Below are 14,963 nucleotides of genomic sequence, written 5' to 3'. Positions count from 1 at the left end.
ATTGCCCGCGTCGAATACCCGGTCCCCCGCCGACCACCATGTCGATCGGCCGTTCCCGGTGACGCGCGCCGTTCGGGGCTGCCGTGAGGCTCCGACACTTGGTTCTGGGATCGGCCGCCCCGCGACGGATCCGTCAGCGTCCGATTACGGCACGGAGTGAAGTCAAGCCAAGCAAGGTTTCAGTAAGGTTTCGAAAGCGTTCCAACTTCTTATATGCTGTTAGGCCCCAGTTAACGTTGACCTAACATAAAGGAACCAGCGTCGATGGTAACGAAACCCGCTGCGGGATGCATCCGGGCGCGTGGGGACAACAGGGTCGTGCCGCTATGAAGCGCTTTGCAGGTCTTACCGCTGTCCTCATCCCCGCCTTCCTCGGCGGGATGCCGGCACAGGCGGCGGATTGGTACACGGGTGCCGAGCCGGTCGCCCGCGACGATGCCTGGACGACGGCCGTGGATGCCTCGGCGGCGGTCACCTCGAACAGCTCGGCCTTCGGCTCGGTCACCGGCACGTTCGCGACGGAAGGCACCCTGCTTCAGAGCGGCCCGCGCGTCCGGGTCGAGGCCGTGGCCGGAACCTACAGTTATCCCGGTCAGGGGGTGGGCCAGCGGGTCGACGGCTACCAGCAGGAAGGCGCCCTCAGCGCCGGCTACGAGTGGATCTGGCGCGACGCCGCCTTGGCCGGCTTCGTCGGCTTCAACGTGCGGAGCAATCAGCTCTCGATCCTTGACCCGGGCAACCCGGTGGTCGGAACCGGCGTCGGCGCCAAGGTCGCTGCGAATTTCTATGCCCGACCTTCGGAAAACACGATGGTCTCGGCCTTCGGCTCCTACTCGACGCAGTTCAGCGCCTATTACACGCGCTTCCGCGCCGGATACATGGTCGCCGATGGGGTGTATATCGGACCTGAGGTGATGTTCCTGGGCGACAACTTCTTCAGCCAGTATCGCATCGGCGCCCATGTCACCGGCTTCACCATCGGCCCGATCAAGATGGCCGTCGGCGTCGGCTACGTGAAGGACCGGATCCAGGGCGGCGGCTATTACTCGAGCGTGGAGGCCCGGGCCGCGTTCTGACGTCGCACAGGCGGTGTTCCGTTTTGGTGCACCGCACTATCGTGCATGACCGCGGCGTCGTAGACGGTCATTTCTGTCCAAAACGACACATTAAGAACGCGATTTCTCTATTTCGAGCCTGGCAAGACAATCGCAACCGGTTGGCCGCACTCTGCCTGCGCGACCTGTCTGGCTCTGTCGTGATACGGGATTTGCGAAGTGAAGCATCCTTCCTCACGACAGCTTCATCAAGCCGCGCGATAATTGCCGACGTCGACCCATTGCCCGCCCCCAGAGGGATACTCGTTTTGAGATCTGCATTGCGCTGGACCGTGTGGATGGTGTCCACGGTCGCCGTACTCGCTCTGCTGAGCCAGCCGATCAGCACGCAGGATCAGCTGGCCATGAGCCTGTGCGCCATGGCGGCGATGATCGTGCTGTGGATCTTCTTCGACAACCCGCCGGCGCGGTTCGTCTTCCTGGCCCTCGGGAGCCTCGTGGTCCTGCGCTACATGTTTTGGCGCGTCACCAACACGCTGCCGTCTCCGTCCGATCCGGTGAGTTTCGGGTTCGGCCTCGTCCTCTTGCTCGGCGAACTCTACTGCGTCTTCATCCTCTTCATCAGCCTCATCATCAACGCCGATCCGTTGCGCCGCAGCACGCCGCCCATGGACGCGCCCGAGGATCTCCCCACCGTCGACATCTTCGTGCCGAGCTACAACGAGGATGCGGGGATCCTCTCGACGACCCTGTCCGCCGCCAAGCTCATCGACTACCCGGCCCACAAGCTCCACGTCTGGCTGCTCGACGACGGCGGCACCGACCAGAAATGCGCCGATCCCAACCTCGCCAAGGCGCAGGAGGCGATCCAGCGGCGCAGTGAACTGCAGGCCCTGTGCAAGGCACTCGGCGTCACCTACCTGACCCGGTCGCGCAACCAGCACGCCAAGGCCGGCAACCTCAACAACGGTCTCAAGCATTCCCAGGGCGAGATCATCGTCGTCCTCGATGCGGACCACGTTCCGTTCCGCTCGTTCCTGCGGGAGACGATCGGGCATTTCGCCGCCGATCCGCGCCTGTTCCTGGTCCAGACCCCGCACGCCTTCCTCAATCCGGATCCGATCGAGCGAAACCTGCGCACCTTCGACCGCATGCCGTCCGAGAACGAGATGTTCTATTCGGTGACGCAGCGCGGCCTCGACAAGTGGAACGGGTCGTTCTTCTGCGGCTCGGCCGCCCTCCTGCGCCGGCGCGCCCTGGACGAGGCCGGCGGATTCTCCGGCGTGACGATCACAGAGGATTGCGAGACCGCCTTCGAGCTGCATTCCCGTGGCTGGAACAGCATCTACGTGGACACGCCCCTCATCGCCGGACTGCAGCCCGACACGCTGGTGGCCTTCATCGGCCAGCGCTCGCGCTGGTGCCAGGGCATGTTCCAGATCCTGATGCTCAAGAACCCGCTGTTCAAGCGCGGGCTCCACCCGATCCAGAAGCTCGCCTACCTGTCGAGCATGACGTTCTGGTTCTTCCCGGTGCCGCGCATGATCTTCATGTTCGCGCCTCTGCTGCACATCTTCTTCGACCTGAAGATCTTCGTCGCCAGCGTCGACGAGTCGATTGCCTACACGGCGACCTACATCGTCATCAACCTGATGATGCAGAACTACGTCTACGGCAAGTTCCGCTGGCCGTTCGTCTCGGAGCTCTACGAATACGTCCAGGGCCTCTATCTCTTCCGCGCGATCATTTCGGTGATCGTGTCGCCGCGCAAGCCGACCTTCAACGTCACGGCCAAGGGCGCGGCCCTCGACCAGGATCATCTCTCGCCCATGGCCTGGCCCTATTTCGCGGTCTACGGCCTTCTCCTCATCGGCTGCGGCACGGCCCTCTACCGCTACCTGTTCGAGCCCGGCGTCACCAACCTGATGCTGGTCGTGGGCCTGTGGAACTTCTTCAACCTCCTCACCGCCGGCGTGGCCCTCGGTGTGGCGGCCGAGCGCCGGACCACCGAGGCGAGCCCTTCGCTGGCGATCGACCGGCAAGGACGCCTCGTCTTCGGGGGACGCGCCCTCGATGTGGCCATCGAGCGCGCCTCCGCGCTCGGCTGCACCATCCGTTTCGGAGCCGAGGGCCTGCCGCCGGGGGCCGGGAGCACCCACCGCATGGGCCAGCTCTCCGTGGTTCCCATCGACGGCGCCCCCGTGCAGGTTCCGCTGCCGGTGGAGATCGGAGAGATCACGCAGGCCGGCGACGAGATGGTGGTCACCCTGCAGTTCCAGCCCCTCGATCCCAAGGGCTACGGGGCGCTGGCGAGCCTGATGTACGGCGATGCCGGCGCACTCTTACGCTTCCAGCAGGGTCGCCGCCGGCACAAGAACATCGTCTCCGGCACGCTGCAGCTGATCTGGTGGGGCCTGGTCGAGCCGTTTCGCGCGGCGAGCTATGCCTTCAAGGCCGGGCACGCCTCGACGGAGGCCGCCGCCCCCAAGGCCGCCAAGGCGCCTGCCGTCCTGCCGAAACAGGGCGCGACAGCCCCCCTCCTGGCTCAGCGCCCGGCGCCCTTCACCGCCCCCACAGAGACGCCCACCGCCCCGCCCGGCCCATCCGACAATCCCCTCGTCGTCCGTCAGGGACCGAACCGTATCCCCGGCAGCGAGGCCGCCACGGACTGGGTCCGGCTGATGCTGGAATTCGAGAACGACCGCCTTCTCGAAGGAGCCGGAAAGCAGGCGAACCGCGGGTCCAACGACCCGCTCGTGCGGACGTGAGGGAGATCGCAATGCCGTCCGTTCGCGTCCTCGCCTGCCTCACCGCCCTCGGCCTCCTCGTGCAGGTGCCGGCGAGCCAAGCCCAGAGCTTTCTCGGATCGGGGCCGACCGAGCGCTTCTCGGTGCCCCCCGTCGGCGATGCCATGCGCCGCCCCGACGCCCCACCGCCCCGCGCCAGCGCCCCGCCGGAGGAGGCCCGGCGCGACACGCCCGCCGCCAGGATCGCGCCGGCGCGGCGTCTGGCGGCCACCACCGACGGGTTCCGGATGGAGGGCGAGGAGGCGACTCTGCGCTTTCCCGTCTATCTGACGGAAGCACAGACGCGGGGCCGTCCGCGCCTGCGCATCTCCTACCTGTCGGCGATCTCGGTGGCGCCGGAAGCCTCGGAACTGACCGTGAGCGTCAACGGCGCGGTGGTCGGCCGCACCAGCATCCAGGCGCCGGGCGCGGTGAAGGTGGTGGAGTTCGAGATACCGGAGGGGAGCCTCAAGCTCGGCTACAATTCTGTCTCCCTGCAGGCGAGTCAGCGCCACCGGGTCGATTGCTCGCTCAACGCCACCTACGAACTCTGGACGCAGATCGACCCGTCGCGGTCCGGCCTCGTCGTCGCGCCGGTCGCAGCGGCCAGCCTCGAACTCAAGGATCTCCCCGCCCTCGAGCCCGACGACAGCGGTGCCCTGCCGGTCCGGGTGGTGGCGAACGACAAGCCGAACCTGCCCCGGCTCGAGCGCATGATCCACGCCGTGGAGGCGGTGGGTCTCATCGGCCGTATCGCCCGGCCGGTGGTCGAGTTCGGCCCGCCCATGTCGGGCCGGGCCGGCCTCAACCTCATCGTCGGGACGGCGGCGGAACTGCGGGAGATGCCCGATCTCGAATCGATCGGCGCCACCGGCGGGCCGAGGCTGGTGGTGCTCCCGCCGCGCGCCGACAGGGCGCCGACCCTCGTCGTCAGTGGCACCAGCTATGCCGAGATCGAGGAAGCCATCGCCACCCTGGCGCGGGGAGGCGAGGTCTACGGCACCCCGGCCGGCCTGAAGGCTGCGTCCCTGGCGCGCGGTACCGTCATGGAGGGGGACGAGACGGTCTCGCTGCAGAGCCTCGGCGTCTCGACCCGCGAATTCTCGGGGCGGCTCCTGCGCACCGCCTTCGACGTCTACCTGCCTTCGGACTTCCTGCCCGCCGACTACGGCAAGGTCATGCTGAACCTGGCGGGCGCCTACGCGTCCGGCCTGACCTCGGAAGCCCGCATCCTCGTGGATCTCAACGGCAGCAATGCCGCCAGCGTGCCCCTGGCCCAGACCCGCGGCGAGGTGTTCGAGAACAACACGATCCCGCTGCCCCTCGCGAGGTGGCGTCCGGGCCTCAACCGGGTGGCGATCATGGCCCAGGTTCCCACCCCGGCGGACGAGACCTGCGGCCTCAACGCCATGGATTCGAAGCGGGAGCGGTTCCTGATCCTCGACCGCGCGAGCCTGTCGATCCCCACTTTGGCGCGCGCGGCCAGGATCCCCGACCTCGCTGCGACGACGAGCGGAGCCCTGGCCTTCGTGAAGTCCGAGCGCCGTCCGCGCCTGGTTCTGCCGACCCTCGACAAGGACACGGTGGCCGCCGCCGCGACCCTCGCCGCCAGGCTGGCGGGCGCCGCCGGGCGGATGATCGACTTCGAACTCGCCGGCGACATGCAGGGCGGCTCCTCCGGGCCGACCCTGGTCGTCGGCCCGGTGCGCTCCCTGTCCCCCGCCACCCTCTCGGGGCTCGGCCTCGACCCGGACCAGATCAAGGCGATCTGGCAGGCGCGGGCGGAGACGGCGCGGGCTCCCGGTCAGTCCGGCTCGGTGCCGGCGCCGACGCTGGACCGGCTTCGCCGCAACCTGCCGCCGCGCTGCAGCCTTCCCGAACTGATCCTGCGCCCGGCGCCGGTCTCGATCCCCGCCGCGCCCCCCGCCGCAGAGACGCGGCGCGCCCCCCAGGCCAGGCTGTCGGACGGTGATCTCGTGACCAAGTGGGACGAGACCCTGCGTGCGCGCCATCCCATCCTCGAAGCGGCGGACGGCGTGGTCGAGCGGGCCGGTGCCCTGATCGGCACCCTCATCGGCGATCCCCGCGCGTTGTTCAGCGCGGGGCCATCGACGCCCGCCACCGTCACCGTCCCTTCCGGCGCCAGCCTGCTCATGGCCCAGGGCTTTCCGTCGAAGGCGGCGGTGCAGAGCGGCTTCGATGGGTCGGTCACCGTGGTCACCGCCCCCAACGCCCTGCTGCTCAAGGCCTCGACGGCCTGCCTCGTGGATCCCGAGGTCTGGTCGCGGATCGACGGGCGCTTCGCATTCCTCGATGCATCCGACGGCTCCCTCGAGACGGTGGGCCCCCGGAACGTCGACATCATCGAGACGAAGACCCGCTCCCTCTCCAACATCCGCCTCGTCACCGCCGGCTGGCTCTCGATGAACCCGGCGATCTACGTGGCCCTCACCCTTGGCCTCGCCCTGCTCCTCGGCCTGGCGACGACATCGCTGGTGCGCAATATCGGCCGGAAGAACGGATGACCCGCACCCTGCATCCCATACTGGGCCTTGCGCTCGGCGCCGCGCTCGCCGTCGCGAGCCCCTGGATCGGTCCCGCGAGGGCGCAGGACGGCGCCTCGCCGGTCCCGCCCGCCACCGCGATCCCCGGTGCCCCCAACGCGAAAGGCGATGCCATGCCCGGAGCCTCCAGGGCGACGGCCCTCGCCGATTCCTTGAAGAACCCCGATGTCTGGCGCTCCTACCGGTCCCGCTTCATCACCGAGGCGGGCCGGGTGGTGGACACCGCCAACGGCATGATCAGCCACAGCGAAGGGCAGGGCTACGGCATGCTCCTCGCCGTGGCCGCCAATGACAGGGTCACTTTTGAACGGCTGTGGGGATGGACCCGCGCCAACCTGATGGTTCGCTCCGACGAGTTGATGGCCTGGCGCTGGGAGCCCGGCAAACGGCCGGCCGTGGCCGATCTCAACAATGCTTCCGACGGCGATGTCCTCGTCGCCTGGGCCCTCACCGAGGCGGCCGAGGCCTGGGACGAGGCCTCGTACCGGGTGGCCGCGCGGCGCATGGCCGTGGAGGTCGCACGCAAGACCATCCTGTTCAAGGACAGGAACGGCGCCCTGCTGCTACCGGCGGTCTCCGGTTTCTCCGCCGCGGAGCGCGCGGACGGACCGCTGATCAACCTCTCCTACTGGGTGTTCCCGGCCTTCGCCCGCCTCCCCATCGTGGCCCCCGAATTCGACTGGGCGGCTCTGACCGCCAGCGGCCTCAACCTGATCCGCCGCTCCCGCTTCGGCACGGCGAAACTGCCGACCGAGTGGATCTCCCTCAAAGGAGAGGAGCCGCATCCGGCGGACGGCTTCCCGCCGCTGTTTTCCTACAACGCCATCCGCATCCCGCTCTACATGGTCTGGGCGGGAGTCGGGCGCCCCGCCGATTACGAGCCTTTCGTCGCCCTCTGGTCGGGCCCCGACCGCGAGCGTCTGCCCATCGTCGATACCGCCGACGGCCGGACGGTCGAGTCCTTGAGCGAGAGCGGCTACACTGCCCTGTCGGCGCTTCTCCTGTGCGACAGGAAGGGCACGCCGCTGCCCGACGGGTTCGGACGGCCACAGGCCGGCGAGAACTATTACCCGACGACGCTGCACCTCCTGTCGATGGTGGCGCTGCAGATGAGGAACCTGTCATGTCCGGCACGGTGATCCGCGTGAGGGAAAGGCCGGCCAGCGCTTCTGCGATGGCGCGCCCGCGACGGCTGGCACTGCTGTGCGGCGCCTCCCTCGCCGGGTTGTGTCTCGTCGCTCCGGTGGCGGCGCAGACCGAGAACCCGGACGAGGCGGCGCGGGCGCCCGCGATCACCGCCGCGCCCGGCAGTTCCGGCGCCGCCGGCATGGTCGACGAGAGCGCTCTGCGCTACTACGCGTCGCAGAAGCAGACGGCTCGGATGAACGCCGAGGCTGCCCGGCTGAAGCAGCTCTATCCCGGCTGGGTCGAGCCCACCGACCTCGACACCCTCCAGCCGAGCCCGCCGGAAGAGGCGCCGCTCTGGGACCTGTTCACCGCCGGGCGTTTCGACGACCTCGACGCGGCGATCGCGGCCCGGCGCGCGGCGGACCCGAACTGGCGCCCGTCCGACGAGCTGTCGCGCAAGCTCCTGCGGGCCAGCTTTCGCAGCCGCCTGAAGGCCCTGACCGCCGCGCACAAGACGGCGGACATCGTGGCCCTCTACCGGGCGGACCCCTCCGCCCTCGATCCCAGCGACGTGGAGAGCTACTGGACGACGGCGGAGGCCCTGGCCTCCGAGGGGGGCACCGCCGAGGCCCTGGCCCTCTACAAGTCCGTGCTGGACGCCAGCAACGACACCGGCGTGCGGCTTGCGACGATCCAGAAGGCGATGGCCACCCTGCCGATGACCATGGCGGAGAAGCTCGTCGCCATGGGCCGCACCGATGCCGAGGGAGGTTCCGAGTTCAAGGCGATCTCCAACGACATCACCCGCGCCCGCATCGTCGCCGATCTCCACGGCGCTCCGGCCCAGGAGCCGAGCCCGGCGGACATGGCCGCGTTCCAGGCCTATGCCCGCGCCTCCGGCGATTCGAGTCAGACCGGATTGCTCGGCTGGTACACCTACAACCACCGCCAGTTCCGGGCGGCGCTCGACTGGTTCAAGCTCGCGATCAGCCGTGGCGGCGATGCCATGATCGCCCACGGCCTCGCCCATACCCTGCGCGAACTCGGGATGCTGCGGGAGGCCGAAGAAGTCGCCTATGCCTGGCGGGACAAGTATGTCGGCAACAGCATCCTGTTCATCGACCTCATGGGCCGCAAGCTCACCCAGGCCAATCCGAGCTTCATCGACCTCGACCGGATCAACCGCTACGCCAAAGTGACCCTGGCCACGGCGTCGGGGGAGGGGGCCGAGGCCCTGGGCTGGTACGCCTATAATTCCTGCCAGTTCGAGGCCGCCCTCGAGTGGTTCCAGCACGCGGTAGCCTGGCTTCCGAGCGAATCCGCCGTGTCCGGCTACGCCCTGTCGCTGCAGCGCCTCAAGCGGAAGCAGGACTACCTCACCCTCGTCAACCGCTATGACGGCCTGTTCCCGAAGGTGGTGGACCTGGTGTTCCGCGAGGGACCGGCCGGACCGCCCCTGGCCTGCGCGGCGACCGCGGACGCGTCCCCGCCCCAGGGCGGGCGCCCGGCACCTGCCGCCTCCGTCCCCCCCACCGCGCCCGCCCGGAACACCGCCGCCTATGGCCGGGTGCCCAAACCGGATTCGTCGGGGGACGGCCAGGCGAAGCCGCTGCCGGTCCAGCGCAGCGAGTTCCCCCTCGCGGTGCCGGCGGAGAACCCCCTGCGCTACGCTCCCCCCTCCCTGGCGCGGGTGGTCGCGGATCGGCAGGACGGGGCCTTCCTGCCCGAGCCGCCCGCGTCGAAGACCATGCCGCTCGTGGCGCGCCGGGTGTCGGGAGCGGGGCCGATGCCCTATGAGAGCTATGGCTTCAACCTGATGCCGGGCTATGACGGTTCCGAGCGTCCTTCCACCCTGTCGGAGCCGGGCGAGGGCACCCTATGGCGAGCGCAGCAGGCCGCGCGAAGCCGTGCCCCGCAGGAGCGGGCGGCGTCGGAGACGGACCGCTTTACTTTGCCCAATTCTCAGGCCGTCAACCGCGGCTACGATAACCCCGACACCGCGCCGAGCTCGATGCAACGTCCATGATCCGCTCCAATCGGCCCTTAGCCGCCCCGCGATCCGGCGTTTTCGCCGCCTTGATCCTCCTGCCGTTGGTGTTCACGACGCGGGCGGCCCTGGCGGAGTCCGTGATCGAGATCCCCGGCGCGGGCCGCATCGCGGATGTGGCGCAAACCGCGTTTCGCGATGGCTACGCCCAGCGCGTCACCTATGCCGGGGGGGCGCGCAACTACGCCGAAATCAGCGTTCGCAACGGTACCGATACGGGCGCTCGCTTCGGCCCGACTCTGTCCATGGGAAAGCCGAGCCGCCTCGGCATCGCCGCGGAGCTTCTGGCGCGATTCCCCGGGGAAAGCATGCGCGTCTCCACCGTGCCCAAGCGGAACGCCTACGGCCCGGTGGGCCTCGCGGTGGGCAGCAACTGCCTCTACGCCTGGCAATGGATCGACCTCGCTCCACGGTCGGGCGGGCGATCGGCTCCCGACAGCCTCTTCGGCGGCAGTACCGAGCGCGCGGCGTCCCTTCGGGTCAGCCTGTGCCGGACGGCCACCGCGACCCTGGCGGATCTCGTCTCCGGCGTTGAACGCATGCATCTTTCCATCGGCGCCGGACGAGATGGCGGTGGCGCGCGCGTGTCGAGCCGTCCAGCGCCCAAGGTGCGGCGCGAGCGTCCCTCCGCCCAGGCCGCGAAAGCGGTCGAGAAGCCGGCAAAGGCGGATCCGCAGCCCCCCGGAGCCATGGAGCGGCCGAGCACGCGGGCTCAGAGGGCCGAGGACAACCGGCGTGAGCCACAGCCGCCGAGCTTGGAGCGCAGCGTCCCAACTGTTCCACAGCCCGCCGCCGGCACCGCCACCGTGCCCCTGCCGGCCGGTCCCGCCGCCGGGGCACCGCGGTACATTACTGATACCGCGCCCGCTCTCGCGCCCACGGCTCCCGTCGCCGCGCCCAAACCCGCGCCCAGAAGCGTGGAAACGGAAGACCGTCTGTCTCCTGACCTACCCCTACGAGCCTATCGTCCGCCGCCGTAACAGTATTCGCACCCATCGATTACGCCCCGACCCCGTACCCGCAATCAACGCCAGGCCAATGGCCTCTCACGGTGTGATGTCGGAGAGTCTGAATCGTTCGTTCTTGGCCCATGGGGCGCACGAATACATCGTTACCGGGTTGCCTCAGCATGATGACGGTACTTGTCTGGTTGCGTGCTGTGTCGATCACGGGCGGAGTTATAATTTGAAGATCGCATATCTGCGCTCTCTATCACTCTATGATTGAATGGCTGCCTGTAGCTAATATTGATCTCGTGATGCTCATTGTGATGCCAAGATAAAATGATGCATTCGCCTCGTGCTGAGGTGACATTGTGCACCTTTCGGGCGCAAGATCTGTTTTTTCAACTTGTTCGTGTATTTTCGCCGTGTCTTTAAAAGGCTTCGGAATGGTATATGGATTGCTAAGATTGAATTAGTAATTTCGCGTCGGGGCGATATTCGCAATGCAGCATTTCGACAAAGGGCATTTGCCCGATTCAAGTCGTCATTTTGCCGATCATCTGGCCATCAAGGCCATTTTAGTCTGTCGAGTTGTGATGGAAGTTGTCTTGATCGGGGCGGTGTTGTTTGGAGCTCTGTCTCTGCTTCAAGTCTAACATCAGATCTGAGATATTTTTTATATTTTTACGGCGAATTTATATTTATGATAAATATAAAAATATGATAATTTATTGATATGATGTCATTATATCGATCATATGTTCGAGGGGTAGTCGATTGATTCCAAATAATCATCGATGTTACGAAAGTCGAGCCCATTCTGTCTGATCAACCGGAGGCCGGGCGACCGCTCTGCTCCTCTCGACGACACGAAGCGTCGCCGGTTTGCCGGCAAGAGGCGGGGAAACATTCGTCCGCAAAAGCACTGAAATTCAAAAAAGTGTTTTCTTGCGAACGCGCAACTCATCTCGCTAAGACATGGCACGTCGACGTGATCCTTCATCGGACGGGTTGATGATCAGCAGTCGAGACCAAGCTTTCGTCACGGCTTGAGCTAGGTCTCGTTCCTTGCCGGACACGCTTTCCCAATCTGGAGACGATGATGACCGACGACACGCCGCGGGCCGGGTCGGGCGCCGCCTTGCCGCCGCCGGCCCATGCCGGCAAGTGTTTCGTCCACTGGAGCGACCGGCGTTCATCGACCCCGCCCGTTGGGCGGGTTGGGTGAGGCCCATGAGTGACGCACCTCGCTTCGGGATCTGGGCGGCCGTCCACGGCTCGCGCGCGTCCCACCACGATCCGGACGAGCCGGACGATGCCAGCTGGACCCGTAACCGGGCCCTGGTGTTGGAGGCCGAGGCACTGGGCTTCGACTCGGTCCTGGTCGCCCAGCACACGGCGAACCCTTACGATGACGAGCGCGACCAACTGGAAGCCTGGACCGCCTCCGCTTCCCTCGCCGCCCTGACGAGGCGGATCGAGATCATCGCGGCGATCAAGCCAGGGCTCTACCATCCCGTCGTGCTCGCCAAGATGGCCCTGCAGATCGAGCATGTGAGCGAGGGCCGCTTCGCCCTCAACCTCGTGAATGCCTGGAACAAGGCCGAGTTCGAGCGCGCGGGCCTGCCCTTTCCGGCCCATGACGACCGCTATGCCTATGGCCAGGAATGGATCGGCCTCGTCGACCGCCTGATGCGGGGCGAGCGCGTGACCCATGCGGGCCGGCATTTCCAGGTCGAGGATTATCAGTTGCGCCCGGCCGGGACCTTCCGGCCGCGGCCCACGATCTATCTCGGCGGTGAATCCGAGCCGGCCCGCGCCCTGGCGGCGGAGCGGGCGGATGTCTGGTTCATCAACGGACAGCCCCTCGACGATGTCACAGCCCTGGTCGCGGATGTGGCGCGCCGGCCCGCCGCCAACGCACCGCTGCGCTACGGCCTCTCGGCCTTCGTGATCGCCCGCGAGACGGATGCCGAGGCGCAGGCCGAGCATGCCCGGCTCTTAGGCTTGGCCCGGCGCGACGAGGGGCTACGGAATGCCACGAGAGCCCGAACCGACACGGCGAGCGTGATGTTCGCCAAGACCGATGCGGCAGCGACCCAGCATGTCGGCACCAATGGCGGCACGGCGGCCGGGCTCGTGGGCAGCTACGAAACCGTCGCCACGCGCATCCGCGCCTTTCATGACGCCGGTATCGACCTGTTCATGCTGCAGTTCCAGCCGTTCGAGGCCGAGATGCGGCGCTTCGCCGAGCAGATCCTGCCTCGGGTGCGCTGAGCCTGCGGGACGGAGGGGGAGGCCCAACCCTCATCGTCTGTCCCGGGGGGGTGTCACGATGTCTCTTTTGCATGAGGGTGAACATCTATATATCGGGAGGTCACGCAGGAGGATCTCACCGTGCCGAAGGTCTCACAGGCGCAGGCCAAGCTGAACCGGCAGCGGGTCGTCGAGGTGGCTGCCGCCCTGTTCCGCGAGCGCGGGCTGCACGGCGTCGGCGTCGCCGATATCATGGCCTCGGCGGGTCTGACGCATGGCGGCTTCTACGGCCAGTTTGCCAGCAAGGAGGCGCTGGCGGTCGAGGCTTTCGACCTGGCCGCCAACCAGAACTGGCGCCCCGATGATCTCGACGGATGGATGGCCGGTTACCTGACCCTCGGGCACGTTCGAAATCCGGGGGTCGGCTGTCCGCTGGCTGCCATGGTCAACGACGTGTCGCGCGAAGCGCCCGGTTCTCCGCTGCGGGCGCGGTTCCTCCACGGTGCCCGCGACCTGATCGAGCGCATGACGGGCCTGCTTCCCACGGCCCTGGCGAAGCGGCGGCGGCAGCGGGCCCTCGCGAGCCTGTCGCTCATGATCGGAGCCGTCGCCCTGGCCCGCGCCATCGACGACGATGAGCTCAGCGAGGAGGTGCTGGCGGCGGCCCGGAGCGTCCTGACCACGGGCAAGGTCGCCTGACGGGGCGGGATCAGCCCTTCCAGGCCTTGAGCGCCGCGAAGGGGCTGGATGCCGGATCGGGCTGGGGCGGGTTGAGCACCGGCTCGACCTGAGCCACGGCATCGGCCAGGGAAAAGGCCGATCCGGCATTCAGCTTGCCGCCGGCCGCATCCTTGTGGCCGCCGCCACGGAACTTGCGGGCACCGTCCAGCGCCGTCTCGTTGTTCGAGCGGAACGACAGCGAACCCGTGCGCTGGACATTGACCACGCGGGTTGCCCTGCCTCCCTCCATCACGAGGTCGGACACGCGCTGGAACATGCCCGAATCGAGGCCGAAGGACAGCAGCGTGCCATCCGAGAGCCGCTGGAACAGGGCATCCGACCGGGCGAGCGCCCTGGCCATCCGCATGCGGGTGGTGAGGGTTGGGTCGTCCTGGGGCTCGTCGGCCAGGAGCGCATCCACGAGGCGACGCCGGGTCGCGGCGATCTCCGCCTCGACACGGGCCGGCGATGCGCCCTCGCGCAGCAGGGCGGAGACTGCTCGCAGCAACGCGCTGATGAAGCGGTCATGCCAGGGATGGCCCACCGGGATCAGGGTCGCGACGTTGTCCCAGAAGATCTCGTCCAGGGCGAGACCGCCCCGGAAAGTCGGGCGCTCCTTCTTCCACAGGTCGAGGGCATCGACGGCGGCCACCAGGGTCTCGAGTTCCTCGGTCGTCTCGCCCTCCACCTCGCGCGAGGCGTAAAGCTCCCGATGCTCGTAGGCGAGGCGGGTGGCGCAGCGGTCCTCGTCGATGAGGACGACCACGTTCGGGTCGGAGAGTTCGACTTTGGTGAGGCCGGGTCTCTCCGGCACGGGCGCGAGGGTCAGGCCCTGCTCGCGCAGCTGGTCGAGGGACGAGGCATGGTGGTCGAGCACGATCAGCCGGTGCCGCACGGCCTCGTCGCGACGCAGGTTCATGGCGGTGAACCGGGTGATGAAGGTGACGGCGACGGCCTCCAGCCCGAGATCCGTCATGATCAGGCATTCGGGCGCCGGGACGCGGGAGAGCCGCTTCAATTCCGCGTCGACCACCGGGCCGACATCGGCATAGCGCGGGATATGGACGATCCGCGACACGTCGAGGAAGGCACCGACGATGGTCGACGCGCCGTAGCCGTCGAGGTCGTGGTGGGTCAGCTGGGTGACGGTCAAGATTCGTCCTCGTGGCTCGGGTCTTCCGCTCGCCTTATGGGGCAGACGGACGGCCGCGGCGAGCCATACCACCGGGGATCGGGTGAAATTACCCGGCGCGGCAGGTTACGCCGCGCGGTGCGGCATCTGCGGTTCGATGTCCAGGGCGCATCCGGCGCCGTGCGTCCATATTTCCGTTCGGTTTCGGAGGACGCGATCCATGCCCCGCTCGTCCACGGCCGAGGCGGTCAACCTCCGGCGTTCGGGGATCGGATTCCACGGTGTCTGCGCGCGTCATCGTTTTCGTTCAGCGTCCGTGCAGCTTTGCAAA

The 14,963-nt window shown here is 67.5% G+C and carries 9 protein-coding genes; 8 read left to right on the top strand and 1 reads right to left on the bottom strand.

Features of this window, described 5'->3' with window-relative positions; all coding sequences use genetic code 11:
- The first annotated feature begins 380 nt into the window (after positions 1–380).
- The 8 genes from bcsS to K368_RS0102750 all read left to right on the top strand — a co-directional run bounded on the left by bcsS (position 381) and on the right by K368_RS0102750 (position 13,479).
- Positions 381–1,076, top strand: coding sequence for a cellulose biosynthesis protein BcsS (bcsS, locus tag K368_RS0102785; RefSeq protein ID WP_051439991.1), 696 nt, complete (start codon positions 381–383; stop codon positions 1,074–1,076).
- A gap of 299 nt (positions 1,077–1,375) precedes the next feature.
- Positions 1,376–3,823 (top strand): UDP-forming cellulose synthase catalytic subunit, encoded by a 2,448-nt coding sequence (gene bcsA / locus K368_RS0102780; protein WP_027171064.1) that lies wholly within the window; start codon positions 1,376–1,378, stop codon positions 3,821–3,823.
- An 11-nt stretch (positions 3,824–3,834) separates the two neighbouring features.
- Positions 3,835–6,366 carry a cellulose biosynthesis cyclic di-GMP-binding regulatory protein BcsB gene (locus K368_RS0102775; protein ID WP_051439727.1) on the top strand — a complete coding sequence of 844 codons (2,532 nt, stop codon included), beginning with the start codon at positions 3,835–3,837 and terminating at the stop codon, positions 6,364–6,366.
- Entirely contained in the window at positions 6,363–7,544 is a 1,182-nt protein-coding gene (locus tag K368_RS0102770) for a glycosyl hydrolase family 8 (RefSeq protein ID WP_027171062.1), read from the top strand. The genes K368_RS0102775 and K368_RS0102770 overlap by 4 nt, the downstream gene beginning before the upstream one ends.
- Complete coding sequence (locus K368_RS0102765) at positions 7,529–9,559, top strand: hypothetical protein (protein WP_027171061.1); 2,031 nt, start codon at positions 7,529–7,531, stop codon at positions 9,557–9,559. The genes K368_RS0102770 and K368_RS0102765 overlap by 16 nt, the downstream gene beginning before the upstream one ends.
- Positions 9,556–10,560 carry a cellulose biosynthesis protein BcsN gene (gene bcsN / locus K368_RS0102760; RefSeq protein WP_027171060.1) on the top strand — a complete coding sequence of 335 codons (1,005 nt, stop codon included), beginning with the start codon at positions 9,556–9,558 and terminating at the stop codon, positions 10,558–10,560. Before K368_RS0102765 ends, bcsN begins: the two co-directional genes overlap by 4 nt.
- Positions 10,561–11,757: 1,197 nt before the next feature.
- Complete coding sequence (locus tag K368_RS0102755; protein WP_027171059.1) at positions 11,758–12,801, top strand: LLM class flavin-dependent oxidoreductase; 1,044 nt, start codon at positions 11,758–11,760, stop codon at positions 12,799–12,801.
- A gap of 120 nt (positions 12,802–12,921) precedes the next feature.
- Positions 12,922–13,479 carry a TetR/AcrR family transcriptional regulator gene (locus tag K368_RS0102750; protein ID WP_027171058.1) on the top strand — a complete coding sequence of 186 codons (558 nt, stop codon included), beginning with the start codon at positions 12,922–12,924 and terminating at the stop codon, positions 13,477–13,479.
- A gap of 10 nt (positions 13,480–13,489) precedes the next feature.
- Here the strand turns inward: K368_RS0102750 and K368_RS0102745 are convergent, their stop codons facing one another.
- Entirely contained in the window at positions 13,490–14,653 is a 1,164-nt protein-coding gene (locus K368_RS0102745; RefSeq protein WP_027171057.1) for a dimethylmenaquinone methyltransferase, read from the bottom strand.
- Between the last annotated feature and the right edge of the window lie 310 nt (positions 14,654–14,963).

Source organism: Methylobacterium sp. 10 (genome assembly GCF_000519085.1).
Classification (GTDB): domain Bacteria; phylum Pseudomonadota; class Alphaproteobacteria; order Rhizobiales; family Beijerinckiaceae; genus Methylobacterium.
Note: the sequence above shows the minus strand (reverse complement) of the source record. Positions and strands in the feature narration are given on the sequence as shown.